16 protein-coding genes are annotated in these 20,211 nt (G+C 71.7%); 6 read left to right on the top strand and 10 right to left on the bottom strand.

The features are described from left to right. Positions 1 to 3,186, top strand: coding sequence for a ComEC/Rec2 family competence protein (locus UK12_RS10400; RefSeq protein WP_197084729.1), 3,186 nt, complete (start codon positions 1 to 3; stop codon positions 3,184 to 3,186). Here UK12_RS10400 and UK12_RS37740 read toward each other — a convergent pair. Next, on the bottom strand, positions 3,075 to 3,338 hold the full coding sequence (locus UK12_RS37740) for a hypothetical protein (protein ID WP_231591133.1): 264 nt from the start codon (positions 3,336 to 3,338) through the stop codon (positions 3,075 to 3,077). The two genes, UK12_RS10400 and UK12_RS37740, sit on opposite strands and share 112 nt — an antisense overlap. Before the next feature lie 84 nt (positions 3,339 to 3,422). Here UK12_RS37740 and holA point away from each other — a divergent pair, with 84 nt between their 5' ends. After that, complete coding sequence (gene holA, locus UK12_RS10405; protein WP_045302102.1) at positions 3,423 to 4,418, top strand: DNA polymerase III subunit delta; 996 nt, start codon at positions 3,423 to 3,425, stop codon at positions 4,416 to 4,418. A gap of 91 nt (positions 4,419 to 4,509) precedes the next feature. Here holA and UK12_RS10410 read toward each other — a convergent pair whose 3' ends face one another. The 3 genes from UK12_RS10410 to UK12_RS10420 form a co-directional block, all read right to left on the bottom strand. Further along, positions 4,510 to 5,190 (bottom strand): hypothetical protein, encoded by a 681-nt coding sequence (locus UK12_RS10410; RefSeq protein ID WP_156178642.1) that lies wholly within the window; start codon positions 5,188 to 5,190, stop codon positions 4,510 to 4,512. Between the two features lie 502 nt (positions 5,191 to 5,692). Beyond that, positions 5,693 to 5,950: a 30S ribosomal protein S20 gene (gene rpsT / locus UK12_RS10415; protein WP_045302106.1), complete on the bottom strand. Its 258-nt coding sequence runs from the start codon at positions 5,948 to 5,950 to the stop codon at positions 5,693 to 5,695. 271 nt (positions 5,951 to 6,221) lie between these two features. After that, a complete protein-coding gene (locus tag UK12_RS10420) occupies positions 6,222 to 6,527 on the bottom strand; it encodes an antibiotic biosynthesis monooxygenase family protein (protein ID WP_045302107.1) in 306 nt (101 codons plus the stop codon). A gap of 214 nt (positions 6,528 to 6,741) precedes the next feature. Here UK12_RS10420 and lepA point away from each other — a divergent pair, with 214 nt between their 5' ends. Beyond that, on the top strand, positions 6,742 to 8,592 hold the full coding sequence (lepA, locus tag UK12_RS10425; RefSeq protein ID WP_045302110.1) for a translation elongation factor 4: 1,851 nt from the start codon (positions 6,742 to 6,744) through the stop codon (positions 8,590 to 8,592). 91 nt (positions 8,593 to 8,683) lie between these two features. Here lepA and UK12_RS10430 read toward each other — a convergent pair whose 3' ends face one another. The 3 genes from UK12_RS10430 to UK12_RS10440 form a co-directional block, all read right to left on the bottom strand. After that, entirely contained in the window at positions 8,684 to 9,289 is a 606-nt protein-coding gene (locus UK12_RS10430; protein ID WP_052681784.1) for a hypothetical protein, read from the bottom strand. A 117-nt stretch (positions 9,290 to 9,406) separates the two neighbouring features. Next, entirely contained in the window at positions 9,407 to 10,300 is an 894-nt protein-coding gene (gene sigJ, locus UK12_RS10435; RefSeq protein ID WP_197084731.1) for an RNA polymerase sigma factor SigJ, read from the bottom strand. A 71-nt stretch (positions 10,301 to 10,371) separates the two neighbouring features. Beyond that, entirely contained in the window at positions 10,372 to 10,911 is a 540-nt protein-coding gene (locus UK12_RS10440; RefSeq protein WP_045302114.1) for a MarR family winged helix-turn-helix transcriptional regulator, read from the bottom strand. A 73-nt stretch (positions 10,912 to 10,984) separates the two neighbouring features. Between UK12_RS10440 and UK12_RS10445 the strand changes: the two genes are divergently transcribed. Continuing rightward, positions 10,985 to 11,956 (top strand): EamA family transporter, encoded by a 972-nt coding sequence (locus UK12_RS10445; protein ID WP_063838232.1) that lies wholly within the window; start codon positions 10,985 to 10,987, stop codon positions 11,954 to 11,956. On the opposite strand, the gene UK12_RS10450 is transcribed toward UK12_RS10445, so the two are convergent. Continuing rightward, positions 11,932 to 13,830 carry an ABC transporter ATP-binding protein gene (locus UK12_RS10450; RefSeq protein WP_156178647.1) on the bottom strand — a complete coding sequence of 633 codons (1,899 nt, stop codon included), beginning with the start codon at positions 13,828 to 13,830 and terminating at the stop codon, positions 11,932 to 11,934. The two genes, UK12_RS10445 and UK12_RS10450, sit on opposite strands and share 25 nt — an antisense overlap. A gap of 119 nt (positions 13,831 to 13,949) precedes the next feature. Continuing rightward, positions 13,950 to 15,683 carry an ABC transporter ATP-binding protein gene (locus UK12_RS10455; protein ID WP_045302118.1) on the bottom strand — a complete coding sequence of 578 codons (1,734 nt, stop codon included), beginning with the start codon at positions 15,681 to 15,683 and terminating at the stop codon, positions 13,950 to 13,952. Between the two features lie 306 nt (positions 15,684 to 15,989). On the opposite strand from UK12_RS10455, the gene UK12_RS10460 reads away from it, so the two are divergent. Beyond that, positions 15,990 to 17,888 (top strand): AMP-dependent synthetase/ligase, encoded by a 1,899-nt coding sequence (locus UK12_RS10460; RefSeq protein WP_045302120.1) that lies wholly within the window; start codon positions 15,990 to 15,992, stop codon positions 17,886 to 17,888. A gap of 69 nt (positions 17,889 to 17,957) precedes the next feature. Then, on the top strand, positions 17,958 to 19,187 hold the full coding sequence (gene hemW / locus UK12_RS10465; protein ID WP_045302121.1) for a radical SAM family heme chaperone HemW: 1,230 nt from the start codon (positions 17,958 to 17,960) through the stop codon (positions 19,185 to 19,187). Positions 19,188 to 19,259: 72 nt separating this feature from the next. Here the strand turns inward: hemW and UK12_RS10470 are convergent, their stop codons facing one another. Beyond that, positions 19,260 to 20,108, bottom strand: a complete 849-nt coding sequence (locus UK12_RS10470; protein WP_045302123.1) for a DUF3097 domain-containing protein — start codon at positions 20,106 to 20,108, stop codon at positions 19,260 to 19,262. Positions 20,109 to 20,211 lie beyond the last annotated feature (103 nt).

The following is a 20,211-nucleotide window of genomic DNA, read 5'->3' on the forward strand; positions in this document are numbered from 1 at the left end:
TTGGTCGCTGTCCGCCGCTACCGCTCGCAGATCGTCCGAGGGAGGTGCACCACGATCACCTTGTCCGAGGCCTCGGGCCTGTCCCGCTCACCCACCTGCCCTGAACCGGCCGATTTCCGGCTCATCCTCCCGGCTCTCGCTGCCTGGGCAGCCGCCTTCACCGTCCTCGGTCTGGCTCCGGAGCACCGACCACTGTGCCTGCCTCTCGCCGGGCTCGCGGCGGCCGTCGCCCTGCTGCTCCTCGTACGGTCGGCCGGGCAGTACCGGCGTCCGTCCGTCCTGCTGGCCGCCGTCCTGCTCACCGCAGCTGCCGGGACCACCACCACCCTGCTGCACACGGCCGACCTCCACCGGGGGCCGCTGCCCGGGCTCGCTCACCCGCAGACCTCCGCCCCCGTCGACGGTCCTGGCTCCGTTGACGGTCCGGACCCCACCGACTCTGCCGACCCCACCGACCCCGCCGATCCTGCCGACCCCGGCGGCGCCGTTGAATCCGCCGCTCCTGCTGTCCCGTCGAGCAAGTCGGGCTCCCAGAGGGCGGGGCCGCCACCGGAACTGACCGTCAGCCTCACCATCGCGGGAGATCCCAGGGGGCACACCTCCCACGCACGTGGCACAGCCCCGGGCCAGTTCCTGCTGACCGTGGACGCCATCGTCGACAGCGTCACCCTCCCGCAGCCCGCGAGCCCGGCCGATGCTCGGGCCGGCTCCGCACCCGTACCCTCCAGCACGGCGCAGACCCCCGCTTCCCGCACCGTCCGAACCCGGACTCCCGTGACCGTCATGGTCCGCGCCCAGGATGCCGACGGCTGGCGCGATCTGATCCCGTCCACCCGGCTGCGTACGGACGTACGCGTGGTCCCCGCACACGAAGGCGTCCAGACCGCCGCCGCCGTCCTGCTGGCGCGCGGCCGACCGGTCCTGCTCGCCCCGCCGAGCGTGCCGCAGCGGCTGGCCGGCCGACTGCGCTCCGGCCTCCGCGCTGCCTGCGAGCATCTGCCCGCCGACATCCGAGGTCTGCTGCCCGGGCTCGTCGTCGGTGACACCTCCCGGCTTCCCGACGACCTGGACGAGGCTTTTCGTGCCACGGACCTCGGCCACCTGACCGCCGTCAGCGGCGCGAACCTGATGATCGTGCTGACCGTCCTGGTCGGCGTGCCCGGCCAAGCCGGCACACCTGGACGCGGTGGGCTGGCCGGACGCCTCGGCCTGCCGCTGCGCACCACCGCCGTACTCGGCACCGGGCTGACGCTGGCGTTCGTGACGGTCTGCCGACCGGATCCCAGCGTGCTCCGGGCCGCCGCCTCGGGTCTGGTCGGGCTGCTCGCCCTTGGTACCGGACGGCCACGCCGGGCGCTCCCGGCGCTGTCCGCAGCCGTACTCGCCCTGGTCCTCCTCGACCCCTACCTCGCGCGCTCCTACGGGTTCGTCCTGTCGGTGCTCGCCACCACCGGTCTGCTCACCCTGGGCCCGCGCTGGACGGCGACGCTGCTCGAACGGCGCTGGCCGCACCACCTGGCCACCGCCGTCGCTGCCACGGCCGCTGCCCAGGCACTCTGCGCGCCGGTCACGATCCTGCTGGCGCCCCGGGTCAGCCTGGTCGCGATCCCCTGCAACCTACTGGCCGAGCCCGCCGTCGTACCGACCACGCTGCTCGGGTTCGCCGCCCTCATCGCCGACCCGCTCTCCCACGCGGCAGCCCGCTTCCTGGCCGATCTGGCTGCGCTCCCCGTCGGCTGGCTGGCGGGCGTCGCCCGGTCGGGGGCTGCCGTCCCGGGTGCGCAACTCGCCTGGCCTGAAGGTGCGTTCGGAGCCGCCCTGCTCGCCGTTACGACGCTCGCCCTCGTCTGGGCGGCCCGGCCCTTCCTGCTCCCCGCCGGCTCCCGGGCTGTCTCGCTCACCCGCACCCGGCTCCCGGGCACCGCCCGAGCTCTGGTTCCGCCGACCCGTGCCCTGGCTCCGCCCGCCGGTACTCGGCCGACCCGGTTCGCCGGACGCCGCGTCAGAGCCGCCCTGGCGGCAGTCCTCGGTCTGCTCCTGCTGCTCGTCCTGCTGCGCCCGCCGCTGCTCACCAGGATCGCCACGGGTTGGCCGCCGAAGGGCTGGCAGCTCGTCATGTGCGACATCGGTCAGGGGGACATGACCGTTCTGCCCATTCGCGCAACCGGCGACGAGACACCGGACAGCGCGATCGTGGTGGACACCGGACCGGACCCGCACGCCGCCGACAGCTGCCTGCGCGACCTCGGTATCACGCGGATTCCGCTGCTGGTACTGAGCCACTTCCACGCGGACCACGCGGAGGGGCTGCCCGGGGTGCTACGCGGCCGCCGGGTGGGGGCGCTCCAAGTCACCACCCTGGACACGCCGGTGGGGGAGTACGCCCGGGTGCTCGCCTGGGCGGCGGCCGCCGGTCTGCCGGTCCAACGCGCCCAGCGTGGTGAACACCGTTCCGCGGGGCCCGAACTCTCCTGGGACGTCCTGTGGCCCGACGGCACCCTCGGACCTGCCACTCCGGGAGCGAACAACGCCAGCATCGCCTTGCTGGCCTCGGTCGGTCCGTCCACCGGTTCGCTGCGGATCGCCCTGCTGGGCGATCTGGAGCCCCCGGCCCAGGCGGCTCTGCGCGCTCGGCTGACACCGCCCCGGGTGGACGTCCTCAAGGTGGCCCACCACGGTTCGGGCAATCAGGACTGGGAGTTCACCGCAGCCCTGCACCCCCACCTCGCGCTCATCTCCTGTGGGAGCGACAACCCGTACGGGCATCCGGCACCCCGGACCGTCGCCCGGCTGCGTGCCCTCGGTTCAACGGTCCTGCGCACCGACCAGGTTGGCGACATCGCGATCCTCGGCACCTCTGCCGCTCTCAGGGTGGCGACGCATCCCCACCGTCAGGGGTCCATGGCGCGAGCTCCGCCGCTCCGGTTCGGAGGCGCCGTACCGGGAGCCTTCACCCCCGGCACAGCGCCCGTCGGACAAGATGGACAACGCTCCGCCGGACCGGGCGACGCCCCCTGGCCTGCGTGCCTCGACCGCTCCGGCAACGGGATGCGGGGCGCTGGAATGAGGCCGGGTCAGCCTTCCTCGCGCCAGCCGTCCTGGTCGGCGGCGAGGGTGTCCAGCGCGGAGAGCAGCTCAGGGGTCCAGCCGGTCTCCTCCGGCGGGTCCACGACGACCAGCCACTGAGCGTCCTCGGCGTCGTCCTCGCCGGCCAGCGAGTCCCGGACTACTTCGAGTTCGCCCAGGTCGGGCCAGCGGGCGGAGAGCTCCTCGGCCACCTCGTCGGCGGCGTCGCGGTCGGGAAGAACGAGGAGTTGACGGGTGAAGTTCGTGGTCACCCGCACCATTGTGCAGATCCCATGGCCCGCTGGGGAGAGCGGGTCCGGACGTTGTTGTCGGCACAGCGTGCGATGCTGGTAAGGATGGCCAGGAAGAGTGCACCCGACGATCTGCTCGCCCCGCTGACCCTTGCGGTCGGCCAGGAGGAGCTGCTGCTCGACCGTGTGGTGGCCCAGGTGGTGGCCGCTGCCAGGGCGGCCGATCCGGACACCGATGTACGCGATCTGGCTCCCGGTGCTCTCCAGCCCGGCGGTCTGGCCGAGTTGACCACACCCTCGCTCTTCGCCGAGCGGAAGGTCATCGTGGTCCGGGCCGCGCAGGATCTCTCCGCCGACTCGGTGAAGGAGGTCAAGGCGTACATCGAGGCGCCCGCCGACGAGGTGATCCTGGTGCTGGTGCACGCCGGTGGCGCGAAGGGCAAGGGCCTGTTGGACGCGGGCCGCAAGGCCGGTGGCCGCGAGGTGCAGTGCGCCAAGCTGACCAAGGCCGGTGACAAGCTCGCCTTCATCCGTGGCGAGTTCCGCACCCTGGGCCGCTCGGCATCGCCGGAGGCGTGTCAGGCCCTGCTGGATTCGCTCGGCAGCGATCTGCGCGAGCTGGCCGCCGCGTGCAGTCAGCTCACCGCCGATGTCGAGGGCACCATCGACGAGACGGTGGTGGCCCGTTACTACAGCGGCCGGGCCGAGGCGACGGGTTTCGAGGTCGCGGACCTCGCGGTCACCGGCCGGGCTGCCGAAGCACTGGAACGGCTCCGCTGGGCGCTGGCGGTCGGCCAGCCACCCACCGGCATCACGTACGCCCTGGCCTCGGGTGTCCGCAGCATCGGCCGGTTGGCGACGACCGGCCGGAACATGCGCCCGGCCGATCTGGCCCGGGAGTTGGGCATGCCGCCGTGGAAGGTCGAGCGGGTCCGTCAGCAGATGCGCGGCTGGACGGGCGACGCGGTCGCCACGGCGTTGACGGCGATCGCCAAGGCCGACGCGGCGGTCAAGGGCGGCTCGGACGACCCGGCGTACGCGCTGGAGCGTGCCGTGGTCGCGGTGGCCCGCGCCGCCCGCTCCGGCGCCCGCCCGTACTGAGCCGTCGGCCCGCCCGTACCCGGGCGCCCCGGCCCCTGCCGAACGGGCCGTTCCAGGCCGAGTGAGCCCGCCCGGTCCGAGCCGCTGAGGGTCAGGCTCCGGCGGCTCCGCCGATGGCCTTGAGCACGTGCCGACTGTCCATCAGCAGTGCCTGTCGGATGCTGTCCTGGTCCGGCGGAGGCGTCTTGCCCACCTGGTACGAGCCCGACCAGCTCAGGTAGTACGTCAATGCGCCGTCGCGCACGTACAGCACCTGGGTGAGGTAGTGCCAGGACCGATCGATGCTGCTGGGATCGTCCAGGAAGCCGACGTACGCCTCCTGGCCCAGGTCGGGCACCCCGGCGATCCGGTACCGGCGCTGTCCCAGGCCGGCCCGCTGGGCCGCGAACTCCGGGCGCGGGTCGGTCACCTTGTGCAGCTGTGCCTCCAGGAAGAGCGAGGAGTACTCGCTGTCGCCGTCGGTCTTCTTCAGGTACTTGCTGCAGTACATGTCGTCGAGGGCCGAGTGCCGGGTCGAGTAGTGGTACGGCGTGCCGGACTGGGCCGGGTAGAGCTGGCTGAAGCGGCTCAGCCGGGCCGCGCCGCAGAGATCGTCCACCACGCGGTAGCCGCCCGGGTTCAGCGGCCCGGTTCCCCCGCCGCTCACCAGGCCCGGCACGGTGATCACCGCCGCCGCCCACACCGCCGAGGCCACCAGAGTGCCCGCCAGGCCCCACCACAGCGCCCGGCGCGGCCGCTGTCCGGGGGGTGGCGCGAAAACAGGCGTCGGCACGGGAACGGGCGTCGGCGGCGACGGGGACAGGCCGGCCGGCGGAAGCCCGTAGGCGGCCGGGGGCCCTGGGTAGCCGTAGCCGGAACCGAATCCGGACCCGGCATCGGTCGGCGATGACATCGGATGCGCCCCCAGAGGGTGTGCTGCGTGATCGGTCCACCGAACGATATCGGTGATCGACCGACTGCACGGAGTGACGGCTGGGCGCGTTTCGACGTCACATCGAAGATCCGAGGCCCAAGGCCCTGTGTCCGAAGGCCCCAGGCCCGGAAACGCCGACAGGCGCCACAGTCGCCCGGTGTGGGCTGGACTGTGGCGCCTGTCGGTTCTGCTGCGAGTACCGCACCCGCGTGGCGAACGCAGGCCGCGTGCGGTACGGAGTCTTGTGCCTCAGCGCACCGGGTAGAGGGCCGGTCTGCGAGCTGAGGAAGGTGGTCGGGTGGAAAGCGGGTAGAGGGCCGCAGGTTCACGCCGACCGGTCCGGGCGAGGCCCGGAGTCGAATCAGGCAGCGACGCGCTTGGTGATCGCGGACTTCTTGTTGGCAGCCTGGTTCTTGTGGATGATGCCCTTGCTCGCGGCCTTGTCGAGAGCCTTGGAGGCGGCGCGAGCGAGCTCGACGGCCTTCTCGGTCTCACCGGCGGCAGCGGCCTCACGGGCCTTGCGCAGAGCGGTCTTCAGCGAGGACTTGACGGCCTTGTTGCGCAGGCGCGCCTTCTCGTTGGTCTTGTTGCGCTTGATCTGGGACTTGATGTTCGCCACGAAGGAGCCTCAGTCTGTGATGGATCGGTCTCGGGTGCGCACCCGGTGCTCCTCGGTCTGCTGAGAGGGCATGCCGAGGCCAGGTGCAGCGCCCTACGCTACCAGGGGCGCCCGTAGCAGCCCAAACCGGCGGCCCCGGCCCCACTCGCCTCACCAGTCTCACCAGTCTCATCGGCCGACCCTGTCTACCCCACCGGCCCCACCGGCCCCACCGGTTCTGCCCGGCTCCCGCAGCCCCCGCAGCTCCGACAGCTCCGGCGGGAGTCGCGGCTCACGCGCTGACCAGCGGCTCCCCGTAGTGCTCGACCTCGGGGAACGGCGCGTAGTAGTGGTGCAGCAGGGCCCGCCACTCCCGGTACTCCGGTGATCCCCGGAAGCCCTCGGTGTGGTCGGCCAGGGTCTCCCACTCGACCTGGAGCAGAAAGCGCGAGCCGTGCCCCTCGTCCAGGCAGCGCCGCAGTTCCAGTGTGCGGAAGCCCCGTTGGACCGCGATCAGCGGCCTGGCCTGGGCAAACGCCGCGAGGAACTCCTCCTCGCGGCCGGGCAGGACATCCAGCAGCGCACTCTCCAGGATCATGGGCACTGATCCTTCCCCACGCCGTGCCCTCCACGGAAGAGTTCAGGGGGAAGAGCTGGACGGCGCACAGGTCCGGCGTCGTGGGAAGATGGATGGAACCATTTCGATCGGACGAGACCGTCCGGTCCCCGGGAAGCCGGTCAGCGATGACCCGGACACCCCGGCCCCCGGACCAACGGAGAATCGGACCAAGGTGCCCGCGACCCCCAGCAATGTGCCAGAGCCCAGCCGTACCGACCCGGCGGTGATCCGCAACTTCTGCATCATCGCCCACATCGACCACGGCAAGTCCACGCTCGCCGACCGGATGCTGCAGATCACCGGTGTGGTGGACCCGCGCCAGATGCGTGCCCAGTACCTCGACCGGATGGACATCGAGCGCGAGCGCGGCATCACCATCAAGTCGCAGGCGGTCCGCCTCCCGTGGGCGCCGCGGACCGGTGAGAACGCGGGCACGACGCACATCCTCAACATGATCGACACCCCGGGCCACGTGGACTTCACGTACGAGGTGTCCCGCTCCCTCGCCGCCTGCGAGGGCACCATCCTGGTCGTGGACGCGGCCCAGGGCATCGAGGCGCAGACCCTCGCCAACCTCTACCTGGCGCTGGAGAACGACCTCACGATCATCCCGGTCCTCAACAAGATCGACCTGCCGGCCGCCCAGCCCGAGAAGTACGCCGCCGAGATCGCGCACATCATCGGCTGCGACCCGGCGGACGTCCTCAAGGTCAGCGCCAAGACCGGTCTCGGCGTCGAGGACCTGCTCGACCACGTGGTCGACCGGATCCCCGCCCCGGTCGGCGTCAAGGACGCCCCGGCCCGCGCGATGATCTTCGACTCGGTCTACGACTCCTACCGCGGCGTGGTCACCTACGTCCGTGTGGTGGACGGCCAGCTCACCAAGCGTGAGCGGATCGCGATGATGTCCACCGGCGCCACCCACGAGCTGCTGGAGATCGGCGTCATCTCGCCGGAGCCGAAGGTGGCCGAGGGGCTCGGCGTCGGCGAGGTCGGCTACATCATCACCGGTGTGAAGGACGTCCGGCAGTCCAAGGTCGGTGACACGATCACCTCGATGCACAAGGGTGCGACCGAGGCGCTGGGCGGCTACAAGGACCCGCGCCCGATGGTGTTCTCCGGCCTCTACCCGCTGGACGGCTCCGACTACCCGCTGCTGCGCGACGCCCTGGACAAGCTGCGCCTGAACGACGCCGCGCTGGTCTACGAGCCGGAGACCTCGGTCGCGCTCGGCTTCGGCTACCGCTGTGGCTTCCTCGGCCTGCTGCACCTGGAGATCATCCGGGAGCGCCTGGAGCGCGAGTTCAACCTCGACCTGATCTCCACCGCGCCGAACGTCATCTACCGGGTGGTCATGGAGGACGGCAGCGAGCACACCGTCACCAACCCGAGCGAGTTCCCGACCGGCAAGATCGCCGAGGTGTACGAGCCGATCGTGCGCGGCACCATCCTGGCTCCGAACGAGTTCGTCGGCGCGATCATGGAGCTCTGCCAGGCCCGCCGCGGCAACCTGCAGGGCATGGACTACCTCTCCGAGGACCGCGTCGAGCTGCGCTACACCCTGCCGCTCGCCGAGATCGTCTTCGACTTCTTCGACCAGCTGAAGTCCAAGACCCGCGGCTACGGCTCCTTCGACTACGAGCCCATCGGCGAGCAGAGTGCCAACCTGGTCAAGGTCGACATCCTGCTGCACGGTGACGCGGTGGACGCGTTCTCCGCGATCGTGCACAAGGACAAGGCGTACAACTACGGTGTGATGATGGCCGGGAAGCTCCAGAAGCTGATCCCGCGCCAGCAGTTCGAGGTGCCGATCCAGGCCGCCATCGGCTCGCGCGTCATCGCCCGTGAGACGGTCCGCGCGATTCGCAAGGACGTCCTCGCCAAGTGCTACGGCGGTGACATCTCCCGTAAGCGGAAGCTGCTGGAGAAGCAGAAGGAGGGCAAGAAGCGGATGAAGATGGTCGGCCGCGTGGAGGTCCCGCAGGAGGCCTTCATCGCCGCGCTGTCCACCGACGCGGACGCCCCGAAGAGCGAGAAGAAGTAGCACCACCGCAGGCGGGCCCGGAGCAGCAGCTCCGGGCCCGTCGGCGTACCGTCACCCTGGACCGCCGCGTCGTACCGCTGCCGCGCGGACGTCACCGCACGGTGGCGAGCACCCCGCCGGCGATGGCGGTCTTGGCCAGCCGGGCCGCCGTCCCGGTGAGGACGGTCGGCCGCATCGAGTCGTCCGGGTGGATCAGCTGGAGCAGCCCGTCCCGGCGGCCGAGGCTGAGGCACTGCACGGCATAGCGGTAGCCGAACGGCTTCACGGTCTGCCCGACGAGCAGCCTGCCCAGGTACCGGCCCTGCGGCAGGGCGGTGGCGCAGCCCATCCGGAGGGTGCCGATGCCCGGCACGGTGACCGCGGCGGCGTCGCCGATCACATGGACGTCCGGGTGCGAGACGGAGCGCAGCCGGTCGTCCACCACTGCCCGGCCCGCGCCGTCGACGGTCAGTCCGGCCTCGGCGGCCAGCTCGGGGACGGCCCTGGCCTGACGGTGCTCCACCTGGCGGCCGCGCAGGAGATGGGCGACGGTGGGCCACTGGCCGCCGCGGCCGGCGGCGGTCTCGTGCCGGCGGATCCGGTGGACGAAGCGCTCCTCGGGGGCGACCAGGGTGACCCGGTGGGTCCGCCCGGCCCGGGTGGCGGCGGCAAGTCCCGCGTAGCCCGCGCCCAGTACGACGATCTGCTTGCCCGTCATGGTGTCCTCCCGCTGTGCGATTGCCCTACGTGCGGATTCCGCGCGTTCGCCGAGAGGACGAGGTACTCCGCCCGAGCGTGACCGTGACCTGCGTCACGGGCCTCGGGCGGAGACGCGTCACGACAGGTGGGCGAGCTTCTCCGGGTTGACCACGGCGTACGCCTCGGTGATCCGTCCGCCGGTGACGGCGAAGGCCACCACGGCGGCGATCCGGCCGTCCGCGGTGCGCAGCGCCAGGCCGGGCTCGCCGTTGACCTGGACGGAGTCCAGGGCGGCGCCCCCGTGCATGCCGGGCCACTTCCGGGCCAGGCCGGCGACCAGCCGGGAGACCTTGTCGGCGCCGAGGACCGGCCGGACCGCGGCCGAGACGACGCCGCCGCCGTCGGCGTGCCAGACCACGGCGGGGTCGAGGACGGCGAGCAGCGCCTGGATGTCACCGCCGGCGGCCGCGGCCGCGAAGGCGTGCACCGCCTGCCGGTGTTCGGTCGCGTCGACCCGGCCGCGTCCCCGGGCGGGGCCGGTCCTGACCCGGCGGCGGGCGCGGGAGGCCAGTTGGCGGGTGGCGTCGGGGGTGCGGTCGAGGGTGGCCGCGATCTCGTCGAAGCCGATCGAGAAGACGTCGTGCAGCACGAAGGCGGCGCGTTCGGCCGGGGTGAGCTGCTCCATTACGGCGAGCAGCGCGAGGGAGACCTCCTCGCCGAGTTCGGCCAGCCGGTCCGGGGTGCGGTCGTCGGTGAGCAGGGGCTCGGGGAGCCACTCGCCGAAGTACGACTCGCGGCGGACCCGGGCCGAGCCCAGCTGGTCGTAGCAGAGCCGGGTCACGATGGTGGTCAGGTAGGCGCGGGCGTCGGCGACCTGGGTCTGGTCCACGGCGCGCCAGCGCAGCCAGGCCTCCTGCAGCGCGTCCTCGGCGTCCGCGACCGAGCCGAGCAGCCGGTAGGCGACCGAGCCGAGGTAGCGCCGATTGGCCTCGAACGCGTCCGGGACTGCCACTGAGCCTTCGTCACTCACCCGCACACCGTAGCGTGTCGGCGGTTCGCCCTCGGGGGTGCGGTCCGCCGTGCAGCAGTTGGGCGCGCGGGTCAGCGCCGGTCCGGTCCGGCGGTGGTCATCAGGTGGCGCAGCAGGTCGTTGAGGGCGGCGGCCTGGTCGGGGGAGAGGCCGCCGAGGGCCTCCTGCTGGACGGCGAGGCCGGCGGTGACGGCGCGGTCGACCAGGTCGATGCCGGTGTCGGTGAGGGTGATCCGCAGGGCGCGCCGGTCGTTCGGGTCGGGGGAGCGGGTGACCAGGCCGGCCCGTTCCAGCTTGTCCAGGCGGCCGGTCATACCGCCGCTGGTGAGCATAAGGGTGGCGCTGAGCTCGCGGGGCGAGAGGGTGTACGGGGCGCCGGAGCGGCGCAGTGTGGCGACCACGTCGAACTCGCCGAGGCCGATGCCGAAGGGCGCGTAGGCGGCCTCCATCCGGTCGCTCATCGTGCGTGCGATCCGGTAGATCCGGCCGAAGGCGGCCATCGCGGTGGTCTCCAGGTCGGGACGGACCTGGGCCCACTGGGCGGCGATGGCGTCCACGGCGTCGGCTGCCCCGGCGGGTCCGGCGGGCGCGGCGCTCTGGCGGTGGTTCATGGAGCCGAGTCTGGCACAGATCGCTTGGCGCAAAGTGGCTTGACGTTGATTAGCTTAGTGTTAAGTTATTTGCATGCTCTCCACTTCGACGCGGACGATCGCACTCACGGCTCTCGCCCCGCTCTCCTGGGGCTCCACCTACTTCGTGACCTCCGAGTACCTCCCCGCCGAGCGGCCGTTCCTCGCCGCCACGCTGCGGGCCCTGCCGGCCGGACTGGTGCTGCTGGCGGTGGGCGGGAAGCTGCCCCGGGGCAGCTGGTGGTGGCGGGCGGCGGTGCTCGGGGCGCTCAACATCGGGGTGTTCTTCGCCCTGCTGTTCATCGCGGCCTACCGGCTGCCGGGCGGGGTCGCGGCCGTGCTCGGCTCGGCGCAGCCGCTGGTGGCCACCGGGCTCGCGGTCCTGCTGCTGGGCGAGCGGCCCGGGCGCCGGGCGGTGGTCGCCGGGGTGGCCGGGGTGCTCGGAGTCTCCCTGGTGGTGCTGCGCTCGACCGCCAGGCTGGACACCATCGGCATCCTGGCCGGTCTCGCCGGCGCGGCCTGCATGGCGGCCGGGACCGTGCTGACCAAGCGCTGGGGCCGCCCCGAGGGTGTCGGTCCGCTCATCCTGACCGGCTGGCAGCTGACGGCGGGCGGGTTGATGCTGCTTCCGGTCGCACTGCTGGCCGAGGGCGCGCCGCCCGCGCTGACCGGGACCAATCTGCTCGGCTACGGCTACCTCGCGGTGCTCAACACGGCTCTCGCGTACTGGCTCTGGTTCCGCGGCATCGGCCGGCTGCCCGCCACCTCGGTGGCCTTCCTCGGTCTGCTGAGCCCGCTCTCCGCCGCCGCGATCGGCTGGATCGCCCTGGACCAGTCGCTGACCGCGATCCAACTGCTCGGCATGGCCGTCGCGTTCGGCAGTACGCTGCTCGGCCAGCGGCGCGCCCCGAACCTCGGTACGCAGGGCCTGAAGCGCAGTGAGGGGGAGCCGAAGCTCCCCCTCACCAGGCCGGCTCCGGACGGCGGGCCGGACCAGGGCCGTCAGTCCACCTCGGCGACCGCCTGAGCGAACTGGGCCTGGTAGAGCCGCGCGTAGGCACCCTCGGCGGCGATCAGATCGTCGTGGGAGCCCTGCTCGACGATCGAGCCGTTCTCCATCACCAGGATCACGTCGGCGTCCCGGATGGTGGAGAGGCGGTGGGCGATCACAAAGCTGGTCCGCCCGCTGCGCAGCCGGGCCATGGCCCGCTGGATGAGCACCTCGGTCCGGGTGTCCACCGAGCTGGTCGCCTCGTCCAGGACCAGGATGCTGGGCTGGGCGAGGAAGGCCCGGGCGATGGTGATCAGCTGCTTCTCGCCCGCGCTGACGCCGGTGCCCTCGTCGTCGATGACGGTGTCGTAGCCCTCGGGCAGGGTGCGCACGAAGCGGTCCACGTGGGCGGCCTTGGCGGCGGCGGTGACCTGCTCGCGGGTGGCGCCGGTGGCGCCGTAGGCGATGTTCTCCGCGATGGTGCCGCCGAACAGCCAGGTGTCCTGGAGGACCATGCCGATGCCGGCCCGCAGTTCCTCGCGGGACATCGCGGCGATGTCCACCCCGTCCAGGGTGATCCGGCCGCCGCTGACCTCGTAGAACCGCATCAGCAGGTTGACCAGGGTGGTCTTGCCGGCCCCGGTCGGGCCGACGATGGCCACGGTGTGGCCGGGTTCGACCTTCAGCGAGAGACCGTCGATCAGCGGCTTCTCCGGGTCGTACCGGAACGAGACCTCCTCGAAGGCGACCCGTCCGCGCAGCTCGGCGGGGCGCTCCGGCATGGCGGGTTCGGGCGTCTGCTCGGGGGCGTCCAGCAGTTCGAAGACCCGCTCGGCCGAGGCGACCCCGGACTGCACCAGGTTGGCCATCGAGGCGACCTGGGTGAGCGGCTGGCTGAACTGCCGGGAGTACTGGATGAACGCCTGCACGTCGCCGATGGTCAGCGCGCCGCTGGCCACCCGCAGACCGCCGATCACCGCGACCAGCACGTAGTTGAGGTTGCCGATCAGCATCATCGCGGGCTGGATGATGCCGGAGATGAACTGCGCCCTGAAGCTGGAGCTGTAGAGCGCCTCGTTCTCCCGCGCGAAGACCTCGGCGGCCTGCTGCTGCCGGCCGAAGACCTTGACCAGCGCGTGCCCGGTGTACATCTCCTCGATGTGCGCGTTCAGCGCGCCGGTGGTCTTCCACTGGGCGACGAACTGCGGCTGCGCCCGCTTGCCGACCTTGGCGGCGACCACCACCGAGACCGGGACCGAGATCAGTGCGACCAGCGCGAGCAGCGGCGAGATCCAGAACATCATCGCCAGTACGCCGACGATGCTGAGCAGCGAGTTCACCACCTGGCCCATGGTCTGCTGCATGGACTGGCCGATGTTGTCGATGTCGTTGGTGACCCGGCTGAGCACCTCGCCGCGCGGCTGCCGGTCGAAGTAGCTCAGCGGCAGCCGGGAGATCTTCGCGTCGACGGATTCCCGCAGCCGGAAGACCGTCCGGTTGATGGCGCGGGCGGCGAGTCTGCCCTGGACGACGCCGAAACAGGCGGAGGCGAGGTAGATCGCCAGCACCCAGAGCAGCACGGTGCCGATGGCGTTGAAGTCCATCCCGTGGCCGGGGGTGAAGTTCACGCCGGAGAGCATGTCGGCGACGCCGCCCTTGCCCTGGTGGCGCAGGCCGTCGATCACCTGGTCGTGGGTCAGCCCCGCCGGCGACTGGCGGCCGACCACCCCGGCGAAGATCAGGTCGGTGGCGTGCCCGAGCACCTTGGGCCCGACCACGGCGCAGCCGACGCTGAGCACGCCGAGCGTGAGGACGGCGCCCAGGGTGGTCCGCTCGGGGCGCAGCAGGTTCAGCACGCGCTTGCCGGAGTTCTTGAAGTCCAGCGACTTCTCCTGGCCCTGGCCGCCCATGAACCGGCCGGGGCCCGCCGGGCCGCGCCGGGCCGCAGCCTCCTGTGAGGCGGAGTTCCGGCCGCCGCCGCCCGCCGGGGCGTTCTGCGGGGCGGCGGTCGAGGTCTTCTCGGGGGTGGTCACGCCGCCTCCTGCTCGGTGAGCTGGGAGAGCACGATCTCCCGGTACGTCGGGTTGTCGGCCATCAGCTCCTGGTGGGTGCCGCTGCCGACCACGGCGCCCTCGTCCAGCACGATGATCCGGTCGGCGTCCCGGATGGTGCTGACCCGCTGGGCGACGATCACCACGGTCGCTCCGGCGGTCTCCCGGGAGAGCGCCTTGCGCAGCCTGGCGTCGGTCGCGTAGTCGAGGGCGGAGAAGGAGTCGTCGAAGAGGTAGATCTCCGGGCGGCGGACCAGCGCGCGGGCGATGGCCAGGCGCTGGCGCTGGCCGCCGGAGACGTTGCTGCCGCCCTGGGCGATCGGGGCGTCCAGGCCCTCGGCGAGCTTCTCGACGAAGTCCTTGGCCTGTGCGGTCTCCAGCGCCTGCCAGAGTTCCTCGTCGGTGGCGTCGGGGCGGCCGTAGCGGAGGTTGCTGGCGACCGTCCCGGAGAACAGGTAGGGCTTCTGCGGGACCAGCCCGACGGTCTCGGCGAGCAGCGCGGGGGAGAGTTCGCGGACGTCGACGCCGTCCACCAGCACCTGGCCGCCGGTCGCGTCGAAGAGCCGGGGGACCAGGCCGAGCAGGGTGGACTTGCCGCTGCCGGTGGAGCCGATCACGGCGGTGGTCTCGCCGGGCCGGGCGAGGATGTCGATACCGCGCAGCACCGAGGCCTCGGCGCCGGGGTAGCAGAAGTCGACGCCGCGCAGCTCCAGATGGCCGCGGCGGGGCAGTTCGGTGACCGGGGCGGCGGGCGGCACGACGCTGGACTCGGTGCCCATGACCTCCTCGATCCGCTCGGCGCAGACCTCGGCACGCGGCACCATCATGAACATGAAGGTGGCCATCATCACACTCATCAGGATCTGCATCAGGTAGGAGAGGAAGGCGGTCAGCGCGCCGACCTGCATCCCGCCGCTGTCGATGCGGTGTCCGCCGAACCACATCACGGCGACGCTGGAGACGTTCACCACCAGCATCACGGTGGGGAACATGTAGGCCATCAGCCGGCCGGCCCGCAGGGAGACCTCGGTCAGTTCGGTGTTGGCACCGGCGAACCGGTCCTGCTCGTGGCCGTCCTTGACGAAGGCGCGGATGACCCGGATGCCGGTGATCTGCTCGCGCAGGATCCGGTTGACGCCGTCGATCCTGGTCTGCATGGCGCGGAACTGCGGGCGCAGCCGGCGCACCAGCAGGGTGACCACGATGCCCAGGACGGGGACCGCGACGAGCAGCAGGCCGGAGAGCGGCACGTCCTGGTTGAGCGCCATGATGATGCCGCCGAAGCACATGATCGGCGCGGCCACCATCAGCGTGAACCCCATCAGGGTCAGCATCTGGACCTGCTGGACGTCGTTGGTGGTGCGGGTGATCAGCGAGGGCGCGCCGAAGCCCGCGAGCTCCCGGGCGGAGAAGCTCTGCACCCGGTCGAAGACGGCCGCGCGGATGTCCCGTCCGACCGCCATGGCGGTGCGCGCCCCGAAGTACACGGCGCCGATCGAACAGACCGCCTGGACCAGCGTGACGGCGACCATGATGCCGCCGGTCCGCATGATGTAGCCGGTGTCGCCCTTCACCACCCCGCTGTCGATGATGTCGGCGTTGAGCGTCGGCAGGTAGAGCGCGGCGATCGTGGCGATGAGTTGGAGCAGGACTAGCAGTGAGATCGGTTTGGAGTAGCGGCCCAGATGGGCACGCAGGAGTTGGATCAGCACCTGGACACTCTCGTTGTCGGCATGAGGGGTTCGCACCCTATTTTCAGGTCTTCCACGGGCCGGTGCGGGGGTTTGGCGCCTTGGGGCCCGGCGGATTTCGTGTGCATCCGTACCGTCACCCCGCTGTGGGGCTGCACTGCAGGTCCGTCGGTGTGCCAGCCTGCCGAACCCTCTTACGGAATGGCGCGCTTACGCCTAGGCTGCGTATTGCCCTCTTGTTACTGGCAAGTTAATAAGGCGGGCCGGTCGGCTTGCCCCCACAGCCACCGCCCTCACCCTCGGCCACCCGCCCCCCGGAGGTCCTCGTTGAGCACCGCGCAGACCATGATCGAGCGACGTCCGCCCTCTGTGGCCCACCTCTTCCTGGACCGGGTCGCGGCCACCCCGGACGCCGAGGCGTACCGCTTCCCGGCGCCCCTGGACGAGCACGCCGCCGACGGCGCACCCGGCGCCGAGCAGTGGCGCTCGCTGACCTGGGCGCAGACGGCCGAGCGGGTCAAGGCGGTGGCGGCGGGCCTGATGGCGCTCGGCGTCCAGCCCGAGGAGCGGGTCGCGATCGCCGCCTCCACCAGGGTCGAGTGGATCATCGCGGACCTCGGCAACATGTGCGCGGGCGCCGCGACCACCACGGTCTACCCCAGCACCAACGCCGAGGAGACCGCCTTCATCCTGGCCAACTCCGCCAGCACGGTGCTGTTCGCCGAGAACGCCGCGCAGCTCGCCAAGGCCGTCGCCGAGCGCGCCAAGCTGCCCGAGCTGCGGGCCGTCGTCCTCTTCGACGGCACATCCGAGCGCCCCGAGGACGAGGGCCTCGAAGTACTCACCCTGGCCGAGCTGGAGCGGCGCGGCACCGAGTACCTCGCCGAGCACCCCGACGCGGTCACCAAGGCGGTCGACGCGCTCGACCGGGAGCAGCTCGCCACCCTGATCTACACCTCCGGCACCACCGGCCGCCCCAAGGGCGTGCGCCTGGTGCACGACTGCTGGGCGTACCAGGGCGTGGCCCAGCAGGAGAGCGGGCTGCTGCGCTCCGACGACGTGCAGTTCATGTGGCTGCCGCTCTCGCACGTCTTCGGCAAGGCCATGATCTCCGGCCAGATCGCCACCGGCCACGTGATGGCCGTGGACGGCCGGGTGGACCGGATCATCCACAACCTGCCGGCCATCAGGCCGACCGTGATGTGCTCCGCGCCGCGCATCTTCGAGAAGGTCTACAACGGCATCGCCGGGAAGGCCAGAGCGGAGGGCGGCGCCAAGTACAAGATCTTCCTGTGGGCGGCCAAGGTCTCCCGCGACTACGCCAGGGCCACCCAGGCCAGCCTCGTCGCCACCGGCAAGGCCGGCGCGCCCTTCGCGCTGAGCCTCCAGCACGCCGTCGCCGACAAGCTGGTCTACGCCAAGATCCGGGCCGCCTTCGGCGGGCGGCTGCGCGGTTCGGTGTCCGGCAGCGCGGCGCTGGCCCCTGAGATCGGGTACTTCTTCAAGGGCGCGGGCGTGCCGGTCCTGGAGGGCTACGGGCTGACCGAGACCAGCGCGGGTACCAACGTCAACCCGGCCGAGGACTACCGCATCGGGACCGTCGGCCTGCCGCTGCCCGGCACCGAGGTCCGGATCGCCGAGGACGGCGAGATCCTGCTGCGCGGCCCCGGCGTCATGCGCGGCTACCACGACCTGCCCGAGCAGACCCGGGAGGTGCTGGAGTCGGACGGCTGGTTCCACACCGGCGACATCGGCGAGCTGGTCGAGGACGGCTACCTGCGGATCACCGACCGCAAGAAGGACGTCTTCAAGACCTCCGGCGGCAAGTACGTCGCCCCCACCGAGATCGAGAGCAAGTTCAAGGCGATCTGCCCGTTCATCAGCAACGTCCTGGTGATCGGCAACGGCCGCAACTTCTGCACCGCGCTGATCGCCCTGGACGAGGGCGTGATCATGCCCTGGGCGAGCGAGCGCGGCCTCGGCGGCAGGTCGTACGCCGAGGTGGTCGCCACCCCGGAGGCCAGGGAGCTGGTCGACGGCTACGTCCGGAAGGTCAACGCCGAGCTCCAGCGCTGGCAGACGATCAAGAAGTTCTCGCTGCTCCCGCGCGACCTGGACGTCGAGCACGGTGAGCTGACCCCGAGCCTCAAGATCAAGCGCCCGGTGGTCGAGCGGGTCTACGCCGACGCGGTCGCCGAGATGTACCAGGGCGCCAACGAGGCGTGACGCCGCCCGGTCCGGTCCGGCTCCCGTCCTGATTTCAGGGTGTCGTGAGCCGTACCGGACAATGGGGGCATGCCCTCCGCACTTCCCGACGGCGAACCCGTGCCGTCCGACGGTTCCCTGCCCGACCACGCCCTCGTCGGTCTGGGCCGGCGGCCGTTCGGCTTCTACGTGCACGTGCCGTACTGCGCCACCCGCTGCGGCTACTGCGACTTCAACACCTACACCGCCACCGAGCTGCGCTCGTCCGGCGCGGTGGCCTCCCAGGAGACGTACGCCGACAACCTGATCGCGGAGATCCGGCACGCCCGGCGGGTCCTGGGCGACGCCGAGCTGCCGGTGCAGACGGTGTTCCTCGGCGGCGGCACGCCGACCCTGCTGCCCGCGCGGGACCTGGTGCGGATGCTGGCGGCGATCCGGGACGAGTTCGGTCTGGCCGCCGACGCCGAGGTGACCACGGAGGCCAACCCGGAGTCGGTGAACCCCGCCTACCTCGCCGAGCTGCGCGAGGGCGGCTACAACCGGCTCTCCTTCGGCATGCAGAGCGCCCGCCCGCACGTCCTGACGCTGCTCGACCGGCACCACACGCCGGGCCGTCCCGAGGCGTGCGTCGCCGAGGCGCGCGCGGAGGGCTTCGAGCACGTCAACCTCGACCTGATCTACGGCACCCCCGGAGAGTCCGACGACGACTGGCGGGCCTCCCTGGACGCCGCGATCGGCGCCGGGCCCGACCACGTCTCGGCGTACTCGCTGATCGTCGAGGACGGCACCAAGCTGGCCGCCCGGATCAAGCGCGGCGAACTCCCCATGGTGGACGACGACGTGCACGCCGACCGCTACCTGATCGCCGAGGAGGCGCTCGCCGCCGCCGGCTACTCCTGGTACGAGGTCTCCAACTGGGCCACCACCGACGCGGGCCGGTGCCGCCACAACGAGCTCTACTGGACCGGCGCCGACTGGTGGGGTGCCGGCCCCGGCGCGCACAGCCACGTCGGCGGTGTCCGCTGGTGGAACGCCAAGCACCCCGCCGCGTACGCCCGGGCCCTCGCCGAGCAGCGCACCCCCGCACAGGGCCGCGAGGTCCTGCCGGACGAGGACCGCCGGGTCGAGCGCATCCTGCTCGAACTGCGCCTGCGGGAGGGCTGCCCGCTCTCGCTGCTCGCCGCCGACGGCCGGCGCGCGGCCGAACGGGCCCTGGCGGACGGGCTGCTGGACGCGGGTGCGTTCGCTGCGGGGCGGGCCGTGCTCACGCTCCAGGGACGGCTGCTGGCCGACGCGGTGGTCCGCGACCTGGTCGACTGACCGAACGGGCCTCCGGCAGGGCTCAGGGCAGGGGAGGACAGCCCTGGGCTCCTGCGGGCAGGCCGCTCGCGCCTAAAGGGTTTCGGGGACGGTGACGAAGTCGATCAGCTCTTCGACCTTGGCGAGGAGTTGGGGCTCCAGGTCCTTGTAGCTGTGGACCGAGGCGAGGATGCGCTTCCAGGCGGCCGGGGTGTCGAGGGGCCAGCCGAGGCGGCGGCAGATGCCCTCCTTCCACACCTCGCCGCGCGGGACGGTGGGCCAGCCCGGGATACCGACGCTGCCCGGCTTCACGGCCTGCCAGATGTCGATGTACGGGTGGCCGACGACCAGCACGCCGTCGCCGGTGACCTGGGCGGCGATCCGCTGCTCCTTGGTGCCGGGCAGCAGGTGGTCGACCAGGACGCCGAGGCGGCGGCCCGGTCCCGGGGCGAACTCGGCGACGATCGCGGGGAGATCGTCGATCCCCTCCAGGTACTCCACGACCACGCCCTCGATCCGCAGGTCGTCGCCCCAGACCCGTTCGACCAGCTCCGCGTCGTGCCGCCCCTCGACGTAGATCCGCGACTCCCGGGCCACCCGGGCCCGTGCACCGGGCACCGCGATCGAACCGGAGGCGGTACGCCCCGCCTCCGCCCCGGCGGCCTGCCGGGCGGGCGCCGGGCCGGCCGGGCGGACCAGCGTCACCACCCGGCCCTCCAGCAGGAAGCCACGGGGCGTCAGCGGGAAGACCCGGTGCTTGCCGAACCGGTCCTCCAGGGTGACGGTCAGGCCCTCGGCGGTCTTCTCGCACCGCACCACGGCCCCGCAGAACCCCGTACTCACCTCCTCGACCACCAGATCACGCTCGGCGGCCACCTCCGGCGCGGGCTGCTGCCGCTTCCACGGCGGGGTCAGGTCGGGTCCGTACTGCCTGCTGTGCATGCGGCCGACTATATGAAACCTGCTGCGGTGTCAGGGACCGGGTGCGCGCCGAGGGGTACCGGCCCTGGTGGCGGAGGTGTCGGGGGAGCCTCGTATCCTCTTA

The sequence above is a fragment of the Saccharothrix sp. ST-888 genome, from assembly GCF_000955975.1.
Lineage (GTDB): Bacteria > Actinomycetota > Actinomycetes > Streptomycetales > Streptomycetaceae > Kitasatospora.

Bases quoted from the DNA above. Each gene is read 5' to 3' on its own strand.
- holA (WP_045302102.1), top strand. From the start codon at position 3,423: ATGGCCAGGAAGAGTGCACCCGACGATCTGCTCGCCCCGCTGACCCTT.
- UK12_RS10420 (WP_045302107.1), bottom strand. From the start codon at position 6,527: ATGATCCTGGAGAGTGCGCTGCTGGATGTCCTGCCCGGCCGCGAGGAG.
- UK12_RS10430 (WP_052681784.1), bottom strand. From the start codon at position 9,289: ATGACGGGCAAGCAGATCGTCGTACTGGGCGCGGGCTACGCGGGACTT.
- UK12_RS10440 (WP_045302114.1), bottom strand. From the start codon at position 10,911: ATGAACCACCGCCAGAGCGCCGCGCCCGCCGGACCCGCCGGGGCAGCC.
- UK12_RS10445 (WP_063838232.1), top strand. From the start codon at position 10,985: ATGCTCTCCACTTCGACGCGGACGATCGCACTCACGGCTCTCGCCCCG.
- UK12_RS10450 (WP_156178647.1), bottom strand. From the start codon at position 13,830: ATGGGCGGCCAGGGCCAGGAGAAGTCGCTGGACTTCAAGAACTCCGGC.
- hemW (WP_045302121.1), top strand. From the start codon at position 17,958: ATGCCCTCCGCACTTCCCGACGGCGAACCCGTGCCGTCCGACGGTTCC.
- UK12_RS10470 (WP_045302123.1), bottom strand. From the start codon at position 20,108: ATGCACAGCAGGCAGTACGGACCCGACCTGACCCCGCCGTGGAAGCGG.